The sequence below is a fragment of the Devosia aquimaris genome, assembly GCF_020169335.1.
Lineage (GTDB): Bacteria > Pseudomonadota > Alphaproteobacteria > Rhizobiales > Devosiaceae > Devosia > Devosia aquimaris.
This window is the reverse complement of record NZ_JAIEZN010000001.1, coordinates 412,310-431,223: the sequence shown is the minus strand read 5'-3', so window position 1 is coordinate 431,223 and position 18,914 is coordinate 412,310. Positions and strand designations below refer to the sequence as shown.

Here is an 18,914-nt window from a genome sequence, read left to right as displayed (position 1 = left end):
TCAGGCGACGGTCTGTTGCTTGTCCGCCTGAGCCGTTGTTTCCGCCACGATGAGCCGCACGCCTGCCGTTTCCAGCATTTGACGGTCTTCGTCGCGGATGCCGCTGTCGGTGATGACGGCGGCTATTCGGTCGAGCCCACATAGAATGAGGCTTGAGCGTCCCGAAAATTTCGATGAATCGGCCAGCACGATCAGCTCGTCGGCCTGGCCGATCAGGCCCAGCTCGGACTGCACGATCATGGGGTCGGCTTCCATCAGCCCATGCTGGCCGATGCCCTGGCAGCCAATGAACATGCGCTTGGCATAGAAGTGGCTCGCCACCACCCCGCCGAAGGGCGAGAGGATGACATTCTGCTCGCGATAGACCGTACCGCCGGGGATGACGACGGAATTGCGCGAGTTGTGGATGAGATATTCGGCAATGGCGAAGCTGTTGGTGAACACGCTCATGCGCCGCTGCGTCAGGTGATGCACCATCTGGTAGGTGGTGGTGCCACCATTGATGATGATCGGCTCACCATCCTTGCACAAGGCGGCCGCTGCGCGGGCAATTGCGCGCTTCTGCTCGATATTGATGGTTTCGTTGACCGAGAAGGGCCGCCCCATCAGCGCGCTCTGCTCGGGCGGGTTGACGGCCTCGGCGCCACCGCGCACCCGCCGCACCTCGCCCCGTACATGCAGGGCCGCAATGTCCCGGCGAATGGTGGCTTCCGAGGAGCCGGTGACCTCGCACAGATCCGCCACCGTCGCGACAGGACGCGACTGCACGGCAGCGATAATCACTCTGTGGCGTTCGGTTTCGTGCACGGCTTGTCTCTCCCTGGCAGCATAGTTTCCATTCATTCCAATCACTGTCAATCATGAAACCGTCAAATTCGAAACATGTCAGTCTCTGATGCGCGTTTCTGACTGTTTATGATTGACACTGCAGCTTTATCGTGGCCATCTCCGGCAAAAATCCGAGTTACCACCCTGTGGGAGGAGTCTGCATGTCGACCACCGCGCCCAAGCGCCTTGCCAATCTTTGGGATGATGCGAAAGCCGCCGCCATGAGCGAGCCGGAACGCCTCGTCTATCGTTCGAACCTGCTGGGCAGCGACAAGCGCGTGACCAATTATGGTGGCGGCAATACCTCGTCCAAGATCTGGCAGAAGGACCCGCTGACCGGCCAGGACGTGGAAGTGCTGTGGGTGAAGGGCTCGGGTGGCGACAGCGCCTCGATCAAGCTCGACGGCTTTTCGACGCTCTATATGGACAAGCTGCGCGCGCTCAAGGGCCTCTATCGCGGCGTGGAGTTCGAGGACGAGATGGTGGGCTATCTGCCGCACGCCACGTTCAACCTCAATCCCCGCGCAGCCTCGATCGACACCCCGCTGCATGCCTATGTGAACCGGCCGTTCGTCGATCATATGCACCCGGACGCGATCATTGCCATCGCGGCCTCCAAGAACTCCAAGGAGCTGACCCAGCAGATCTTTGGCGACACCATCGGCTGGTTGCCGTGGAAGAAGCCGGGCTTCGAGTTGGGCCTGTGGCTGGGCAAGTTCTGCGAAGAGAACCCCAACGCCAAGGGGCTGATCCTTGAGTCCCATGGCCTCTTCACCTGGGGCGACACGCCCAAAGAATGCTACGAGACCACTATCGGCATCATCAACCAGGCCATCGAATGGTTTGAGAAAGAGACCGAGGGCAAGACCATTTTCGGCGGCGCCGCGGTCACCGCCCTGCCGGCTGACCAGCGTCGCGCCATCGCGGCCAAGCTGATGCCCAAGATCCGCGGCCTGATCTCCGCCGACAGCCACAAGCTGGGCCATTTTGATGACAGCGCCGCGGTGCTCGAATTCGTCAATTCCAACAATCTGCGCCCGCTGGCCGCGCTGGGCACCTCGTGCCCGGACCATTTCCTGCGCACCAAGATCCGCCCGCTGGTGATCGAGTTCGATCCGGCCAATCCCGATGTGGACGCCGTGATTGCTCGTCTCGCCGATGACGTCGCCGCCTATCGCGCCGACTACCAGGCCTATTACGACCGCTGCAAGCACGACAACTCACCCGCCGTGCGCGACCCCAATGCGGTGGTCTATCTGATGCCGGGCGTGGGCATGTTCACCTTCGCCAAGGACAAGGCCACGGCCCGCATCTCCGGCGAGTTCTATGTCAACGCCATCAATGTGATGCGCGGCGCCTCGACGGTGTCGACCTATGTCGGCCTGCCCGAGCAGGAAGCCTTCGACATCGAATATTGGCTGCTTGAGGAGGCCAAGCTGGCGCGCATGCCCAAGCCGAAGTCGCTGGCCGGCAAGATTGCGCTGGTCACCGGCGGCGCCGGCGGCATCGGCAAGGCCACGGCCGTGCGGCTGCTGCGCGAAGGCGCCTGCGTGGTGCTGGCCGACATCGACCAGGCAGCGCTGGCGGCAGCCAATGAGGAACTGGGCAAGGTGTTCGGCGCCGATTTCGTGCGCCCCGTGCAGCTCAATGTGACGCAGGAAACCGTCGTCATCGCCGGCTTTGCCGAGGCGGTGGTGGAGTTCGGCGGGCTCGACATTCTGGTCTCCAACGCCGGCATCGCCTCCTCCGCACCGATCGAGGAGACCTCGCTCGAGCTGTGGAACAAGAACATGGATATCCTCAGCACCGGCTATTTCCTGGTGTCGCGCGAGGCGTTCCGCCTGTTCCGCGCCCAGAAGATCGGCGGCAATGTGGTGTTCGTGGCCTCCAAGAATGGCCTCGCCGCGTCGCCCAATGCCTCGGCCTATTGCACCGCCAAGGCGGCGGAAATCCACCTGGCCCGCTGCCTGGCGCTGGAAGGCGCATCCGAGCAGATCCGCGTCAATGTGGTGAACCCCGACGCCGTGCTCCGCGGCAGCAAGATCTGGGCCGGCGAATGGCTGGAACAGCGCGCCTCGACCTACAAGACCGACAAGGATGGCCTGGAGGAAATGTACCGCGAGCGCTCGATGCTCAAGCGCAGCGTGTTCCCCGAGGACATCGCCGAAGCGATCTATTTCTTCGCCTCGGAGGCCTCGGCCAAGTCGACGGGCAATATCATCAATGTGGACGCGGGCAACGCCCAGTCGTTTACGCGCTGACGCAGTGACGGGGTCGACAGATCCCCTCACCAACCCTCCCCTCAAGGGGAGGGAGGGTCCAGATAGCACACAGAATATGCGGCTCCATCGCCTCCCTCCCCTTGAAGGGGAGAGACTGAGGGAGGGGACCGCCGAGGGAGGCACATACAATGACCGATACCATCATCGACCCATCCGTCGTTGACGCGAACAATGAGAAGCGCCTGGCGGACCTCAATGTCGACTATGACACGCTGGGCGAGCGGCTGGACCGCCGCGGCGTCGATATCGACGCCATCAAGTCCAAGGTTGCCGCCTTCAACGTGGCCGTGCCCTCCTGGGGCGTGGGCACCGGCGGCACGCGCTTTGCGCGCTTCCCCGGCGTGGGCGAGCCGCGCGACATCTTCGACAAGATCGAGGACTGCGCCGTGATCGCCCAGCTGACGCAGGCGACGAAAACCGTGTCGCTGCATATTCCGTGGGACAAGGCTGATCCCAATCGCCTCAAGCAGTCGGCCAGCCGCTTTGGCCTGGGCTTTGACGCGATGAACTCCAACACCTTCTCGGACGCCAAGGGGCAGTTGCAGAGCTACAAGTTCGGCTCGCTCAGCCATGCCGACAAGGCCGCGCGCGACCAGGCGATCGAGCATAACCTCGAATGCATCGAGATCGGCAAGACCATCGGCTCCAAGGCGCTGACGGTGTGGATCGGGGATGGCTCGAACTTCCCCGGCCAGGTCAATTTCGCCCGCCAGTTCGAGAATTACCTGGACTCCATGAAGCAGGTCTATGCCGCCCTGCCCGAGGACTGGCACATCTATACCGAACACAAGATGTATGAGCCGGCGTTCTATTCGACGGTGGTGCAGGATTGGGGCACCAATTACATCATCGCCAAGGAGCTGGGCGACAAGGCGCTGTGCCTGGTCGACCTCGGCCACCATGCGCCCAACGTCAATATCGAGATGATCGTTTCCCGCCTGGCCCAGTTCGGCAAGCTGGGTGGCTTCCACTTCAACGACAGCAAATATGGTGACGATGACCTCGACGCCGGCGCCATCGACCCCTATCGCCTGTTCCTGGTGTTCAACGAACTGGTCGACATCGAGGCCGGCGACGCCGACTTCCACCCGGCCCATATGCTGGACCAAAGCCACAATGTGACCGACCCGATCGAGTCGCTGATGCTGTCGGCCTCCGATGTGCAGCGCGCCTATGCGCAGGCGTTGCTGGTGGACCGGGCAGACCTGTTGGCGGCGCAGCAGGGCAATGACGCGCTGGCGGCAACGCAAGCGCTGCGCCAGGCCTACCGCACCGATGTCGAGCCGATCCTGGCCATGGCTCGCTTCGAACAGGGCGGCGCGATCGACCTGCTCAGCACCTATCGCGCCTCGGGCTACCGCCAGAAGGTCGCCGACGTGCGCCCGGCGGTCGAGGGCGGCTCGGGCGGCATCGTCTAGTTCAGCAGTTGCTCCTCCCAGAGCGGAAAGGCCCGGTGAGTCATCACCGGGCTTTTCGTTTGTGCGGGGGCGCCTCAGGGCCGGATGAGGCCGCCGAAATAGTCGAGCGAATAGGCTTCGGTGTCGCCGACGCGGATCATTTCGCGGCCGTGAAAGTGCGCGGCGTCGCCCGTGCTGGTGTCGATGTAGCGGCCATGCGGGCCGGTCCAATCGAAGCCCCCGAGGAAGCGTCCTTCCCCATACATGGCGGTCAGCGCCGCCTTGATGGTGGCGCCGGCGCGCTGGCCATCGATCAAGTCGGGGCGCTGGATATAGCCATAATAGTTCATGGCCCAGACCGGCTCGCCGTCATGCCAGAGCGTTTCCTGGCCGATGAAATCGGTGCCGCCGAAATAGCTGTCGAGATAGCGCCAGGGGCCCTGGCTCCAGCCCAGGTCATGCGAGCCCGGGCGCGAGGGCGGCGCGCTGGTGCCGCCGCCGACATAGGTGGCCGCCTTGGCGGCGACGATGATGGGTGTGAGATCGTCGATAGGCATGGGCCCTCCAGTGGTGTGCTGGAGGGCCTTGTAGAAATGGGTCTTGTCAGAGGCTGGCAGCAGGCGCCGACGCCTACTTCATGGTCGGCATCTGGAATTCGGCACCGTCCTTGATGCCAGAGGGCCAGCGGGCCGTGACGGTCTTGGTGCGGGTCCAGAACTTGATGGCGTCGGTGCCATGCTGGTTGAGATCGCCGAAGGCGCTCGCCTTCCAGCCGCCGAAGCTGTGATAGGCCAGCGGCACGGGCACGGGCACGTTGATGCCCACCATGCCGACATTGACGCGGGCGGCAAAGTCGCGGGCGGCGTCGCCGTCGCGGGTGAAGATGGCCGTGCCATTGCCATAGGGATTGTCCATGGTCAGCTTGAGCGCCTGCTCATAGGTCCTGGTGCGGACGACGCTGAGGACGGGGCCAAAGATTTCTTCCTTGTAGATGTCCATCTCGGGCGTGACGTGATCGAACAGGCTCGGTCCGACGAAATAGCCGTTTTCATAGCCCTGCAGCGTAAAGCCACGACCATCGACCGCCAGGGTCGCGCCCTGGTCGATGCCGGACTGCACGAGGGCGTCGATGCGGTCCTTGCTTGCCTTGGTGATCACCGGGCCCATTTCGCTGGCGGCATCGGTGGCGGGGCCAACCTTGAGCGCCTCGATGCGCGGCTTGAGCGCGGCAATGATGCGGTCGGCGGTCTCGTCGCCCACCGGGACGGCGACCGAGACGGCCATGCAGCGTTCGCCGGCCGAGCCGTAACCGGCTCCCATCAGCGCGTCGGCGGCCTTGTCCATGTCCGCGTCGGGCATGATGATCATGTGGTTCTTGGCGCCGCCAAAGGCCTGCACGCGCTTGCCCTCGGCTGCGGCGGTTGCATAGACATAGCGGGCAATCGGGGTCGAGCCGACAAAGCTCACCGCGCCGATGTGGTCGTGATGGAGAATGCCATCGACCACCGCCTTGCCGCCATGGACGACATTGAGCACGCCCTTGGGCAGGCCGGCCTCGATGGCGAGCTGGGCCAGGCGCACCGGCACGGAGGGGTCGCGCTCGGAGGGCTTGAGGATGAAGGCATTGCCGGCCGCGATGGCGGGCGACAGCATCCACAGCGGGATCATGGCGGGGAAGTTGAATGGGGTGATGCCCGCGCCGATGCCGACCGGCTGGCGCATGGAATACATATCGATCGCCGGGCCGGCGCCATCGGTGAACTCGCCCTTGAGCAGGTGCGGCGCGCCGGCGACGAATTCGGCCACTTCCAGCCCGCGCTGGATATCACCCTTGGCGTCCTCGATGGTCTTGCCATGCTCGGCGCTGAGCAGGGTCGCCAACTCATCCATGTGCTGGTTGATCAGGGCGACAAAGCTGAAGAACACACGGGCGCGGCGCTGCGGATTGGTGGCAGCCCATTTGGGCTGGGCAGCGGCGGCCGAGGCCACGGCGGCGTCGAGATCGGCCTGGGTGGCCAAGGCCACACGCGCCTGCACCTCGCCGGTGGCGGGGTTGAACACGTCCTGGAATTCGGCGGAATTGCCTGAAGTTTCGATGCCGTCGATAAAGTGGCCGATGGTGCGCATGAAGGGCTCCCTTGTTTGGCGGGAGGTTAGGCGCTACAGATTACGCAGTGCAACGCGATAGATTTTGCATCTGATGTGCGAAAATTGAAGCTCAAATCTGGTATGGTGCTGCAGCCCCACCTACCCGCTCCCCTGTTGGGCAGAGTCGCCGCAACTCCCTGCCCGCCAACCCTCCACCGCCCCGTCATTGCCCGACTCGTCCGGGCAATCCAGCCTCGCCCGTCTGGCCGGTGCTCGGTGGATCACCCGGACAAGCCGGGTGATGACGTTGATCACGTCACTTCTGCGCGACTGCACCTTGGGTACACTCCCTGCGGGACCACGGCGGAAAGGCCCAATACCAGGAGACACAAATGAACTGGGATGACGTTCGCGTTTTCCTCGCCGTTGCCCGGTCTGGCCAAATCCTGGGGGCGGCCAGGGCGCTGGGGCTCAATCATGCGACGGTGGCGCGGCGGTTGACGGCGCTGGAGTCGGCGCTGGGCAGTACGCTCTTCACCCGCAAGACAAATGGCTCGGAGTTGTCCGGCGCCGGCGAGCGCTTTCTGAGCCATGCCGAGGCCATGGAAAGCGCCATGCTGGCGGCCAGCGCCTCGGCCGGGGCCGACAGCAAGGTTGAGGGCACCGTGCGCGTGGGCGCGCCGGACGGTTTTGGCGTGGCATTCCTCGCGCCACGGCTGGGCCAATTGATCGAGCGGCACAAGGGGCTGCGGGTGGAACTGGTGCCGGTGCCGCGCACCTTTTCGCTGTCGCGGCGCGAGGCCGATATTGCCGTGACGCTGGAGCGGCCGCAGGAGGGGCGGCTGGTGGCGCGCAAGCTGACCGACTATCGCCTGGGGCTCTATGCAGCACAAAGCTATCTCGACCGGCACGGCGCGCCGGCCGATCTTGCCGCGCTCGAACAGCATAGTCTCGTGGGTTATGTCGATGACCTGCTGTTCACCCAGTCGCTCGACTATACCGGCGAGTTCCTGAGGGGTTGGCGCTCGAGCCTGGCGGTGTCATCGGCCATGGGGCAGACCGAGGCGGTGCGCGCCGGCGCCGGCATCGGCATCCTCCATGCCTTCATGGCCGGCGGCGACGCCGGGCTGGTGCCGGTGCTGCCACAGCACCAATTGATCCGCAGCTATTGGACCGTGGTGCACGAAGACCTGCGCGCCATCCGCCGCGTGGCGCTGGTTGCTGAATTCCTCGGCGAGATCGTGGCGCGCGATCGCGCCATGTTCTAGATCGCTTCACGCTCCGGTGGACCTGCGGCTCCTTTGCCTCGGAACCGCGGCAATCCAAACGTCAGACGATCTAGGCGGATTGCCGGAGCGGCTCGGTGGCGGCCAGCAGCCAATCGCGGAAGGCCCTGATCTTGGGCACATTGCGCCGAGCCTGCGCATAGACCAGATAATAGCCCCGCCCGTCTGTCGCCAGAAGATCGAACGGCTGCAACAGCCGCCCCGAAGCGATCTCATCGTGGAAGAAGCCGGGCGTCAGCACAGCCACACCCCGCCCCGCAATGGCCGCTGTGCCCAAGAGGCTCTGCAAGCCAAAATGGCTGATTGGCCGTCCCTCGCTTGAATAGCCGGAGACGCCGGCGGCCTCGAACCACTGATCGATCCAGCGATCCTGCGGATCAAGTATTGGCAGGCGCAACAGGTCTTCGGGGCGGTTGACGCCGCCGATGCTTGCGGCCAGGGCCGGACTGAGCAGCGGCGAAAAGTCGGCCTTGATGAGCAGGTGGCTGACCAGGCCCCGGCCCGGCTCGGGTGTGGGCTGGGTGCGGATGGCCAGGTCGAAATCATCATGCAGCAGGTCGACCACATGGTCGCTGCTGTCCAGGCGCACAGCGATATCGGGATGAGCAATCTGGAACAGGCCCAGATTCTGCGCCAGCCAATTGCTGGCAAAGGTGGGCACCGTGGTGATGCTGAGCAGCCCGTCGAGCTTGCCGCGTGTTTCGGCGAAGGCGTCGCGCAACAAGGCAAAGGCCTTTTCGACCGATGGCGCGAGCAGTGCCCCGGTTTCGGTCAACGCGATCTGGCGCGGCTTGCGCAGGAAGAGCGGAGCGCCGACGCGCTCTTCCAGAATGCGCATCTGGTAGCTGACCGCCGCCTGGGTCATGCCGAGCTCCTCCGCCGCGCGGGTGAAGCTGAGGTGCCGGGCAACCGCCTCGAAGGCGCGCAGGGAGGACAGTGGGGGCAAAGCGGCCATACATAAACACCCCTTATGGATAGTCATCGGAGTTTAGTTGGAAGTTCGCCTAAAGACCAGCGATCCTGCACATCATGCAGCGATCTGGTTTCGATGCAGCATAAGGAGATTACCACCATGACCTGCACCGAAAGCGACGTGATCCCAGCTGCCCGCCGCCCGGCCCTATGGCTTGAGTGGGTGTCTGTGGGCTGGCGTGCCGCCCTGCTCCGCAAGCGCCGCCGCCAGGCCACCATCGACCTCATTCACGGCTCGCCGCATCTGCTGCGTGATATTGGCCTGGAGACAGGCGCCGCTGTCACGCGCGACCAACAGGCCGCTTGCCCTTGGCGATAGCGGCGGTAAAACTGGACATCATGTCCAAGACCACGCCCGCCACACTCGCCCTCGCCAAGACCGGCTTTGCTTTCGCCACAGCCACTTATGACTACGATCCCGACGCCGACCGCGTTGGATTGCAGGCGGCAGAGGCCATGGGTGTTTCACCCTCGATTGTGCTCAAGACGCTGATGGCCGAGGTGGACGGCAAGCCGGTGTGCGTGGTGGTGCCGTCGGACGCCGAAGTGAATATGAAAAAGCTGGCAGCGGCCTTTGGCGGCAAGGCGGCGCATATGATGAAGCCGGCCGACGCCGAGCGGCTGACCGGCTACAAAGTGGGCGGCATCAGCCCGTTCGGGCAGAAAAAGGCCGTGCCGACGGCGGTGGAAGAGCTGGCCACGCTGGAAGACGAAATCTTCCTCAACGGCGGGCAGCGTGGCTTTCAGATCCGCATGAAGCCCGACGATCTGGTGGCGGCGCTAGGAGCCAAGGCGGCTGACCTGATCCGCTAGATCGTTTCACCCTTCGGTGGATTTTCGGCTCCTTTGCCTCCCTCCCCCCTTGAGGGGAGGGAACGAGGGAGGGGGTCCATCGGTGGTGCTCAGACACAGCCCAGAAAAGACAAAAGGCGCCCGGATGGACGCCTTCATCTCAAGTCTGATCGGCAGATGGCTCGGATTAGCGAGCGTATTCGCCGCGAGCGATGTTCTTGATGTCGCCCTTGGTGATGCCCAGATCGCTCAGCTGACGGCTGTCGAGAGCGTTGAGTTCGCGCATCGTGCGCTGGTACTGAGCAAACTGTGCGATTTTCTGGCGGATGTTCATTTCGGTTCCCCTTCGTTTGATGACCCTTATGTAGACCCACCCTGTCGTGATTAGAAGACAGCCTTTGTGCACATCCGTTATGCAGTGAGTGCAAACAAAAGAGGCAATCCCGTCATCTACCGTTCATGCACGCGGCGCGATTGCGGCGCAAAAGCGGCCGGCGACGAACAGCTACACCATTGATATACAAACACAAAAATCAGAAACGACGCCCAAGGGCGCCGTTAATGGATTTTTGACCATCTGGAAAAGAGGTATGCGCCCGATGTAGGGCCCATTTCAGCGCGGCGGCTGTTGCAGGGCTATTTCAGCCGCAGCGACCGCGCAGGCGCCCCAAGTCCGGCACGCGCACATGCCGGTAGTTCTCGATCTCGATGACGCCGTCGGCCTTGAGCTTGCTCATCTGGCGGCTGACCGTCTCGATGGTGAGCCCGAGGAAGTCCCCAATGTCGGCCCGGGTCAGGGGCAGATCGAACGTCGCCGAGACTTCGCTGCGGGTGGGATCGATGTGGCTGGCGATCAGATAGAGGAAGCTGGCGACCTTTTCGGCGGCCGTCTTGCGCCCCAGGGTCACCATCCAGTCGCGCGCCTCGTCCAGTTCGCGCAGCGTCTGCTGCATCAGGCGATGCTCGAGCGCAGGATTTTCCTGCACCAGCCGCTCCAGCGCGGACTTGGGCACCATGCAGATATCGACATCGGAGGCCGCTTCGGCCGTGACGCGGCTTTCCTGCGCAAACAGGCGCCCCAGCAAATCGGGTGCAAACTGCAGCCCAACCACCTGCTGGCGGCCATCCTCAAGCACCTTGGAGAGCTTGACCACGCCGCGCATGACGTTGCCGTAGCCGGTGACCGGCATGGATTCGGCCACCATTTCGTCGCCTGCACTATGGCGGACGCGACGGGTCTGCTTGGCCAGCGCCGTCAGCTGTTCAGCATCGAGCGCGCCGCACATGCCCTTGTGCCGGGCCTCGCAGCTCTGGCACAGCACGGGAATATCGGAGTTGTGAATGTCGATACGCGCAACGGCCATGAGCGAGTCTCCTCGTGTTGCTATCTATAATGGCATGATGCCAATAGTTTGAACACCTAAAGGGAAGACGCGCCAACCTGACGCAGCCGGTGTTGACCTTACCATTGTGGGAAGGTTTATATGTGGTGTCGAAAGGGGATCACCCATGACCGACCACACCCATACCGCCCCCGTAAGCATCGATATCGACGGCATGACCTGCGCCTCCTGCGTGGCGCGCGTGGAAAAGGCGCTGCTGAAGGTTCCGGGCGTTGAAAGCGCCAGCGTCAATTTCGCCACGGAACGGGCCACCGTACATAGCGCCTCGGGCGAAACGGCCCCGCTTCTGGCCGCCATCGAGAAGGCCGGCTATTCCGGCAAGATGACACCGAGCGCCCATGCGCATCACGGTGGCGGCCATCAGCACCATGACGAAGACGCGGCCGTGTTGCGGCGCGACGTGATTCTGGCGGCCATCCCCACCCTGCCGCTGTTGGTGCTGGAGATGGGCGGACACCTCTACATGCCGTTCCACATGGCGGTTATCTCGGTGGTGCCGCAGAGCGTGCTGCACCTGATCTACTTTGTGCTGGCGAGCTTTGTGCTGTTCGTGCCGGGACGGCGCTTCTTTGTCTCGGGCATCCCCGCGCTCCTGCGTGGCGCGCCGGAGATGAATGCGCTGGTGGCCCTGGGCTCGGGCGCGGCCTATCTCTATTCGGTGGTGGCCACCTTTGCCCCACAGCTGCTGCCGAGCGCCGCACAATATGTCTACTACGAATCGGCGGCCGTGATCGTGACGCTCATTCTGGTGGGACGCTGGCTCGAGGCGATCGCCAAGGGTCGCACTGGCGAGGCCATCCAGCGGCTGGTGCGCGAACAGGCGCGCAGCGCTCGGGTCGAACGCGACGGCGCAGTGCAGGAACTGCCCGTTGAGCAGGTCGCGGTAGGCGATGTCATCATCGTGCGTCCCGGCGAGAAGATTGCGGTCGATGGCGAAATCATCGACGGCGCCAGCCATATCGATGAATCCATGATCTCGGGCGAATCGCTGCCGGTATCCCGCGGCGTCGGCGCGGCGGTGATCGGGGGCACGCTCAATACCTCGGGCAGCTTCCGCTTCCGCGCCACCAAGGTGGGTGGGGACACGACGCTGGCGCAGATCATCCGCATGGTGGAGGAAGCCCAGGGCGGCAAGCTGCCCATCCAGGGGGTGGTGGACCAGATTACCGCCTGGTTCGTGCCGGCGGTGATCGTGGCGGCCATCGCGACCTTTGCGGTCTGGGCCATGTTCGGGCCCGAGCCGGCCTATGTCTTTGGCATGGTCAATGCCGTTGCCGTGCTGATCATTGCCTGCCCCTGCGCCATGGGGCTGGCGACGCCGACCTCGATCATGGTGGGCACCGGCCGCGCAGCAGAGCTGGGCGTGCTGTTCCGCAAGAGCTCGGCGCTGCAGCAGCTGCGCGACGTCGCTGTCGTGGCCTTTGACAAGACCGGCACGCTGACCGAAGGCAAGCCGGTGTTGACCGACTTCATCCTCGACGATGATTTCGAGCATGACGAAGTGCTGGCGCTGGTGGCGGCGGTGGAAGCCAAGTCGGAGCATCCGATCGGTAGCGCCATCGTGGCCGCGGCCGAGAAGGCCGGGCTGGCGCTGGGCCAGGTCACCGATTTTGCCGCCGACGCCGGCAATGGCGTGACGGCCCGCGTGGATGGTCGGCTGGTATCGGTGGGGTCGCAGCGGCATTTGGGGCACCTCGACTATTCCGACTTCTCGGAAGCCATCGAAGCCTTTGCCGATGCCGGCAAGACGCCTGTGTTCGTGGCCGTCGACGACAAGCTGGCTGCTGCCATCGTGGTGGCCGACACGCTCAAGCCGACCAGCGCCGACGTCATCGCAGAACTGCATGCGCGCGGCCTCAAGACCGTGATGATCTCGGGCGACAACCAGCGCACGGCCGAAGCCATTGCCCGGCAACTGGGCATCGACGAGGTGCGTGCCGAGGTGTTGCCGGCCGACAAGGTGGCTGTAGTCAAGGGGCTGCGCCAGTTTGGCAAGGTGGCCTTTGTGGGCGACGGCATCAATGACGCGCCGGCGCTGGCCGAGGCCGATGTCGGCATTGCCGTGGGCACCGGCACCGACGCTGCCATCGAGAGCGCCGATGTGGTCCTGCTGGGCGGCGATCTCAGGGGCGTGCTCAATGCGCTCACGATGAGCCGAGCAACGATGCGCAATATCTGGGAGAACCTGGCCTGGGCCTTTGGCTACAATGTCGCGCTGATCCCGGTGGCTGCCGGGGTGCTCTATCCGGCGTTCGGCGTGCTGCTGTCACCCATGATTGCAGCGGGCGCCATGGCGCTGTCGTCGATCTTTGTGGTCAGCAATGCCCAGCGGCTGCGGGGCGTGAAGGGAAGTACGCGATGAACATTGGCGAAGCGGCCAGCGCCTCGGGCGTGTCGGCCAAGATGATCCGCTACTATGAATCGATCGGGCTGATCCGCCCGGCGCAGCGGACCGGGAGCAATTATCGCGTCTATGGTGGCGAGGAGGTGCATCTGCTGCGCTTCGTCAAGCGCGCCAGGGCGCTGGGCTTTTCGGTGGATGAGACGGCGGCGCTGCTGGGGCTGTGGCAGGACAAGTCGCGCGCCAGCGCCGAGGTCAAGACCATCGCCGTCAACCATATAGCGGCTCTGGAAAACAAGATTGCCGATCTTGAGGGCATGGTGCGCACGCTCAAGCACCTGGCCCATTGCTGCGGCGGAAACGACCGCCCCGACTGCCCCATTCTCGACGACCTGGCCGGCGAGGCCCATGCTGCGAAAGGACACTGACATGGATACGACCACTCAACTGACCGTCAACGACATGACCTGCAACCACTGCGTGGGCACGGTGCGCAAGGCACTGGAAGAGGCCCTGCCCGGCGCCGAGATTTCGGTGGACCTGGCCAGCCACAAGGTGCGTTTCACCGGCGACCGCGCCAAGGGCGAAGCGGCCATCCGCGAAGCGGGCTACACGCCCGAACCGGCCTAATCGAACGCCATATAGAAATGAACAAAGGGCGCCCTGGGGCGCCCTTTGCCTGACCTGTTCTGAAGACTTGCCGCAAATCGCGAGACCGACGCGACTTGCCCCAAGAGATGGCTCGGCGTCAGAACGGACTGGAGGGATCGAGGAACTCGGCCGCATTGTCCTTGGTGATCAGGGTCGAGTCGAGGATGTAGCGACCCGCCACCTGGATGCCGCCGGTGAAGTGCGATGTGGTCAGCTCGATGGCCGTGGCGATCATGGCCGGGCTGTAGCTGACGTCCACCGGGGTGAGCGTGCTGCCATCGGCAACGGCCTGCAGGATCTGCTGCATGCCGGCGCCGCCAACGATGAACATCTCGTTCTCGCGGCCAGCCTGCTTGATGGCCTCGATGGCGCCCAGGGCGATGTCGTCATCCTGCGCCCAGACACCCTTGATGTCGGGGAAGCGGGTCAGGAAGTCCTGCATCACCTTGAAGCCGTCATCGCGGTTCCAGTTGGCGAACTCATCATCCAGCACCGTGATATTGGTGCCTTCGATGCCGGCCATGAAGGCGTCGAAGCGCTGGGCGTCGATCGGGATCGGCAGGCCGCGCAGGATGACGATGTTGCCGCCCTCGGGCATGACCGACTTGAAGTATTCGGCCGAGTTGGCGCCCAGGCCCGGATTGTCGCCGGCCACATAGAGGTTTTCCACGCCGTCGATCGACAGCTGACGATCCACGACCGTGACGAACTTGCCGGCATCCTTGACCTGCTTGATCGCCGAGGTCATGGCGTCGGGGTCACCCGGCAGGATGACCAGGGCGTCGATGTTGCGGGTCGAGACCATGTCCTCGATGTCGGCGATCTGCTTGGGCGCGTCGGGCGCCGAGGCAAAGACGAAGTCGACATCGGGATAGGTGGTCTTGAGGCGGTCGATGGCCTGCTGGGCAAAGTAGTTCACCCCGCCCGTCCAGCCATGGTCAGCCGCCGGCACAGACACGCCGATGGTCACCTTGTCCTGGGCGATGGCGACGCCACCGAGGCCGGTGGCGGTGACCGCCACTGCCAATAGGGATTTCACCAGTTTCATTTCAGTCCTCCCGTGAGTGCCCGTTGCGGGCGATGTAAGCCTTGTCGGCTATCTGCGGCGGCCGCGCTGCAACAGCACGGCCAGAATGATGATGACGCCCTGGAAGGCCCCGTTGAGATAGGGGCTGATCAGGCTCTGCAAGTTGAGGATGTTGCCGATCAGGCCGAGGATGACGACGCCCACCACCGTGCCCCAGACGCGGCCATAGCCACCCTTGAGCGTGGTGCCGCCGATGATGACGCCGGCGATGGCTTCGAGCTCCCACAAGACGCCCGTAGTGCTGGAGGCCGAGCCCAGGCGCGGCACATAGAGCAGCACGGCGACGCCCACCAGAACACCCTGCAGGATGTAGGTCAGCAGGCGGACGTTATCGACATTGATCGAGGAATAGCGGGCCACCTGCTCGTTGGAGCCAATCGCGGCGCAATAGCGGCCGAAGGCAGTCCGGCGCATGATGATCTCGCCGCCGATGGCCACCAGGGCAAAGACGATGATGGGATAGGGCACGCCCAGCAGGCCATCGTAATAGACCGGGCGATAGACGTCGGCGACCTGGAAATTGAGCGACAGCGTGCCGCCATTTGCAAGGAAGGTCACCAGCGAGCGGAAGATGCCCATGGTGCCCAGGGTGACGATAAAGGCCTCGATACGACCGCGGGTGATCATCAGGCCATTGCCGACGCCGGCGACGCCGCCCACCAGAATGCCCACCGCCATGCCGGCCAAAACCACGCCCCAGCCGATGCCCATGGTGGGGATCAGCCAGTTCATCACCATGATCATGACACCGGCGATCACCGCGGCCATCGACCCCACCGACAGGTCGAGCCCGCCAGCGGTGATCACAAAGGTGGCGCCAATGGCAATGATGCCAATGAAGGATGAGCGCGCCAGCACATTGGTGAGGTTGTTGTAGCTGAGGAAATTCTCGTTGAGGAATATCCCCAGCAACACGAGCAGGGCCAGCGCGACCAGGGGACCGGCCGTCTTGAGGTCGATGCGGAAGCCGCGTGCGGGCTTGGCCGCCATGTCAGGCGCTGATGCGCTCATCGTGTCCACTCTGTTTGATGCCTGCGGCGTACCGCATGATTTCCGATTCCGTGATCTCGGCGCCTTCGAGCACGCCGGCGACGCGCCCCTGACGCATCACCACGACGCGATGGCTGAGCCCGATCACCTCCTGCATCTCCGAGGAGATGACGATGACCGATTTTCCCTCGGCAGCGAGGGCGGCGATGATGTGATAGATCTGCTGCTTGGTGCCCACGTCGATGCCGCGGGTCGGCTCGTCCATGATGATGATGTCGGGCTCGCTCTCCATGGTCTTGCCCAGCATCAGCTTCTGCTGATTGCCGCCCGAAAGGCGACCGACCGCCACGCTGGCGTCGCGGGCACGCACGTCGAAGCGCCGCACGGCGCGCTCGAGCGCCCGGGCCTCGCTGGCGCTGTCCAGAAAACCGGCGCGCAGATGTTTCTTGAGCGTAAGCAAGGTGAGATTGGGCTGCAGGCCCATATTGAGCAGCAGGCCCTTGCCCTTGCGATCCTTGGTCATATAGGCGACGCCGGCGTCGACGGATTGGGAAACCTGGGAGAAATCGACCGGCTTGCCATTGAGTTCGATCTCGCCGCTGCTGCGGCCGGTCAAGCCGACAACGGCCTCGGCCACGGCCGTGCGGCCCGAGCCGATGAGCCCGGCAAAGCCAAGAATCTCGCCACGGCGCAGATCAAAGGAAATGTCGTTGACGCCCTGCGCGCTCAGATTGCGCACGCGCAGCACCACCGGTGCATCCACATCGGGCTCATGCTTGGGCGGATAGAGATTGGAGAGTTCGCGCCCCACCATCATCTGGGCAATGGAATCGGGCGTGAGCGCCTGGGTGCCGATGGTGGCGATGAGCTGGCCATCGCGCAACACGGTGACGCGCTCGGCCAGTTCCATGATCTCGTCGAGCTTGTGCGAGATGAAGATGACGGCAACGCCGCGCGCGGTCAGACGGCGGATTTGCTCGAACAGGGTCTGCGTCTCGCCCACCGAGAGCACGGCGGTCGGTTCGTCCATGATCAGCACGCGCGCATCGCGGCTGATGGCCTTGGCGATTTCGACCATCTGCTTGTCAGCGACCGAGAGCGAACCGATGCGGGCATCGGGATCGACTGGCACATGCAGGGTCGCCATGATCTCAGCGGCGCGCCGGCGCATCTCGGCCTGGTTGAGAAAGCCATAGCGCTTGATCTCGCGGCCCAGGAAAATGGAATCGGCAACCGTCAGATGCTCGGCCAGGTTCTGTTCCTGATGGATCAGCACGATGCCCATGGCCTCGGCAGCCCCATTGGGCGGCAAGGTCACCGTCTGGCCATCAAAGCTGATGGTGCCCGAGGTGGGCTGTTCGATGCCGGACAGGATCTTGATCAGCGTCGACTTGCCGGCACCGTTTTCGCCGATGACGGCGTGCACTTCGCCGGGGCGAATGTCGAAATCGATGGAGAAGAGAACGGGGATATCGCCGAACGACTTGCTGATCCTGTGCGCAGACAGGATGGCAGGCGCAGACGTGCCCATGGCACCAGACATGATCGACCCCCTCCTCCGAGCGTGGCAGGCTTTGGCCCGTCTCTGCGCTCATGACCGAAGATGTAAAGGTTTTCATGATCCATGTAAAGGTTTACACTGCGCATAAAAGGCGTAAGCCACAGGGAGGAGCTGGCGCTGCCTGACCCATCTGCTAAAGGCAGGCGGAGCGGGCGCCAGAGTGCGGACGAGGCACAGATTGCAGCAGCAGAAACTGGCGACCATCGAGGACGTGGCGGCAATTGCCGGCGTATCCATCGCCACGGTCAGCCGGGCGATCAATGAGCCGACCAAGGTGGCCGATGCAACGCGGCGGCGGGTGAACGAGGCTGTGGCCCGCACCGGCTACACCACCAATGCGATGGCGCGCTCGCTGCGCATGCGCCGCTCCAACATGATCCTGATTCTGGCGCCGGATGTCGGCGACCCGAACTTCTCCAATATCCTTGTTGGCCTGGAGACCGAGGCCAGCAAGCGCGGCTATGGCGTGCTGATCGGCAATACGCAGAACGACCCCGAACGCGAGAGCGACTATCTGCGCTTCATCAATTCCAACCAGGCCGATGGGCTGATCCTGTTCACCGGGCACCTGCCCTATGGCGTGGGCGCTGGCGAAGAGGGCGGCACCCGCCTGCCGCCGATGGTGGCGGTCAACGAGCCGGTGACCAACAGCGCCGTGCCCTATGTGGGCGTCGACAATTTCGAGGGTGCCCGCATTGCCGCCGAGCATCTGATTTCCCAGGGGCACCGGCGCATCGCCTTTATCGGCCACTCGACCACCAAGGCGGTCAATGGCCTGCGTGAACAGGGCTATCGCGCGGCGCTGGCCGGCGCCGGACTGAGCATTGATCCCAGGCTGATCCTGGATGGCGACGGCACCACCGAAAGCGGGCGCGCCGCCACCGAGCAGATGTTTGTGCGCGATGTGCTGCCGACGGCGTTCCTGTGCGTCAATGATGCGACCGCGCTGGGTGTGATCATCTCGCTCAATGCCCGCAAGTATGATCTGCCGCGCGAATTCTCGGTGATGGGCTTTGACGACATCTCGTTTGCCAGCTTCGTCACGCCGTCGCTGACCACGATGAAACAGCCGCGCCTCAAGATCGGCGAGGAGGCTATGGATCTGCTACTGGCGCTGTTAGCAGGAGAACAACCTGCGCGCACGGAAGTGCTGCTGCGCAGTGAGCTGATCGTGCGCAATTCGGTGAGCCGCGCCGCGCGGGAGTGAGGGGCGCTGCGCAGCGCCCCCGCACCGAC

Annotated in this window: 18 protein-coding genes; 9 read left to right on the top strand and 9 right to left on the bottom strand. The window is 63.9% G+C overall.

Going from position 1 to position 18,914, the window contains the following annotated elements; translation table 11 throughout:
* Complete coding sequence (locus K1177_RS02105) at window positions 1-807, bottom strand: DeoR/GlpR family DNA-binding transcription regulator (protein ID WP_224701668.1); 807 nt, start codon at window positions 805-807, stop codon at window positions 1-3.
* 182 nt (window positions 808-989) lie between these two features.
* Here K1177_RS02105 and K1177_RS02100 point away from each other — a divergent pair, with 182 nt between their 5' ends.
* Window positions 990-3,089: a bifunctional rhamnulose-1-phosphate aldolase/short-chain dehydrogenase gene (locus K1177_RS02100; protein WP_224701667.1), complete on the top strand. Its 2,100-nt coding sequence runs from the start codon at window positions 990-992 to the stop codon at window positions 3,087-3,089.
* Window positions 3,090-3,238: 149 nt separating this feature from the next.
* The gene (gene rhaI / locus K1177_RS02095; RefSeq protein ID WP_224701666.1) at window positions 3,239-4,528 is read left to right on the top strand and encodes an L-rhamnose catabolism isomerase; all 1,290 of its coding nucleotides are present in this window, start codon (window positions 3,239-3,241) and stop codon (window positions 4,526-4,528) included.
* 74 nt (window positions 4,529-4,602) lie between these two features.
* Here the strand turns inward: rhaI and K1177_RS02090 are convergent, their stop codons facing one another.
* Window positions 4,603-5,064 carry a DUF5680 domain-containing protein gene (locus K1177_RS02090; RefSeq protein ID WP_224701665.1) on the bottom strand — a complete coding sequence of 154 codons (462 nt, stop codon included), beginning with the start codon at window positions 5,062-5,064 and terminating at the stop codon, window positions 4,603-4,605.
* 73 nt (window positions 5,065-5,137) lie between these two features.
* Complete coding sequence (locus K1177_RS02085; RefSeq protein ID WP_224701664.1) at window positions 5,138-6,634, bottom strand: CoA-acylating methylmalonate-semialdehyde dehydrogenase; 1,497 nt, start codon at window positions 6,632-6,634, stop codon at window positions 5,138-5,140.
* A gap of 353 nt (window positions 6,635-6,987) precedes the next feature.
* On the opposite strand from K1177_RS02085, the gene K1177_RS02080 reads away from it, so the two are divergent.
* Window positions 6,988-7,863 carry a LysR family transcriptional regulator gene (locus K1177_RS02080; protein ID WP_224701663.1) on the top strand — a complete coding sequence of 292 codons (876 nt, stop codon included), beginning with the start codon at window positions 6,988-6,990 and terminating at the stop codon, window positions 7,861-7,863.
* 70 nt (window positions 7,864-7,933) lie between these two features.
* Here the strand turns inward: K1177_RS02080 and K1177_RS02075 are convergent, their stop codons facing one another.
* On the bottom strand, window positions 7,934-8,836 hold the full coding sequence (locus K1177_RS02075; RefSeq protein WP_224701662.1) for a LysR substrate-binding domain-containing protein: 903 nt from the start codon (window positions 8,834-8,836) through the stop codon (window positions 7,934-7,936).
* 117 nt (window positions 8,837-8,953) lie between these two features.
* On the opposite strand from K1177_RS02075, the gene K1177_RS02070 reads away from it, so the two are divergent.
* Window positions 8,954-9,172 carry a hypothetical protein gene (locus K1177_RS02070; protein WP_224701661.1) on the top strand — a complete coding sequence of 73 codons (219 nt, stop codon included), beginning with the start codon at window positions 8,954-8,956 and terminating at the stop codon, window positions 9,170-9,172.
* A 20-nt stretch (window positions 9,173-9,192) separates the two neighbouring features.
* Window positions 9,193-9,666 carry a Cys-tRNA(Pro) deacylase gene (gene ybaK / locus K1177_RS02065; protein ID WP_224701660.1) on the top strand — a complete coding sequence of 158 codons (474 nt, stop codon included), beginning with the start codon at window positions 9,193-9,195 and terminating at the stop codon, window positions 9,664-9,666.
* 166 nt (window positions 9,667-9,832) lie between these two features.
* On the opposite strand, the gene K1177_RS02060 is transcribed toward ybaK, so the two are convergent.
* Together K1177_RS02060 and K1177_RS02055 are read right to left on the bottom strand one after the other, a co-directional pair.
* Window positions 9,833-9,979 (bottom strand): DUF1127 domain-containing protein, encoded by a 147-nt coding sequence (locus K1177_RS02060; RefSeq protein WP_224701659.1) that lies wholly within the window; start codon window positions 9,977-9,979, stop codon window positions 9,833-9,835.
* Between the two features lie 307 nt (window positions 9,980-10,286).
* The gene (locus K1177_RS02055) at window positions 10,287-11,009 is read right to left on the bottom strand and encodes a Crp/Fnr family transcriptional regulator (RefSeq protein ID WP_224701658.1); all 723 of its coding nucleotides are present in this window, start codon (window positions 11,007-11,009) and stop codon (window positions 10,287-10,289) included.
* Between the two features lie 145 nt (window positions 11,010-11,154).
* Here K1177_RS02055 and K1177_RS02050 point away from each other — a divergent pair, with 145 nt between their 5' ends.
* Genes K1177_RS02050 through K1177_RS02040 form a run of 3 tightly spaced genes read left to right on the top strand, consistent with a single transcriptional unit; the run spans window position 11,155 to window position 14,019 of the window.
* Window positions 11,155-13,410 (top strand): heavy metal translocating P-type ATPase, encoded by a 2,256-nt coding sequence (locus K1177_RS02050; protein WP_224701657.1) that lies wholly within the window; start codon window positions 11,155-11,157, stop codon window positions 13,408-13,410.
* Complete coding sequence (gene cueR / locus K1177_RS02045; protein WP_224701656.1) at window positions 13,407-13,817, top strand: Cu(I)-responsive transcriptional regulator; 411 nt, start codon at window positions 13,407-13,409, stop codon at window positions 13,815-13,817. The genes K1177_RS02050 and cueR overlap by 4 nt, the downstream gene beginning before the upstream one ends.
* A gap of 1 nt (window position 13,818) precedes the next feature.
* The gene (locus K1177_RS02040; RefSeq protein ID WP_224701655.1) at window positions 13,819-14,019 is read left to right on the top strand and encodes a heavy-metal-associated domain-containing protein; all 201 of its coding nucleotides are present in this window, start codon (window positions 13,819-13,821) and stop codon (window positions 14,017-14,019) included.
* 118 nt (window positions 14,020-14,137) lie between these two features.
* On the opposite strand, the gene K1177_RS02035 is transcribed toward K1177_RS02040, so the two are convergent.
* The 3 genes from K1177_RS02035 to K1177_RS02025 are packed head-to-tail and all read right to left on the bottom strand — an operon-like array spanning window position 14,138 to window position 17,660.
* Window positions 14,138-15,088 carry a substrate-binding domain-containing protein gene (locus K1177_RS02035; RefSeq protein WP_224701654.1) on the bottom strand — a complete coding sequence of 317 codons (951 nt, stop codon included), beginning with the start codon at window positions 15,086-15,088 and terminating at the stop codon, window positions 14,138-14,140.
* Window positions 15,089-15,136: 48 nt separating this feature from the next.
* On the bottom strand, window positions 15,137-16,138 hold the full coding sequence (locus K1177_RS02030) for an ABC transporter permease (protein ID WP_224701653.1): 1,002 nt from the start codon (window positions 16,136-16,138) through the stop codon (window positions 15,137-15,139).
* The gene (locus K1177_RS02025; RefSeq protein WP_224701652.1) at window positions 16,119-17,660 is read right to left on the bottom strand and encodes a sugar ABC transporter ATP-binding protein; all 1,542 of its coding nucleotides are present in this window, start codon (window positions 17,658-17,660) and stop codon (window positions 16,119-16,121) included. Before K1177_RS02025 ends, K1177_RS02030 begins: the two co-directional genes overlap by 20 nt.
* Before the next feature lie 196 nt (window positions 17,661-17,856).
* Here K1177_RS02025 and K1177_RS02020 point away from each other — a divergent pair, with 196 nt between their 5' ends.
* Window positions 17,857-18,885 (top strand): LacI family DNA-binding transcriptional regulator, encoded by a 1,029-nt coding sequence (locus tag K1177_RS02020; protein WP_224701651.1) that lies wholly within the window; start codon window positions 17,857-17,859, stop codon window positions 18,883-18,885.
* The last annotated feature ends 29 nt before the right edge of the window (window positions 18,886-18,914 follow it).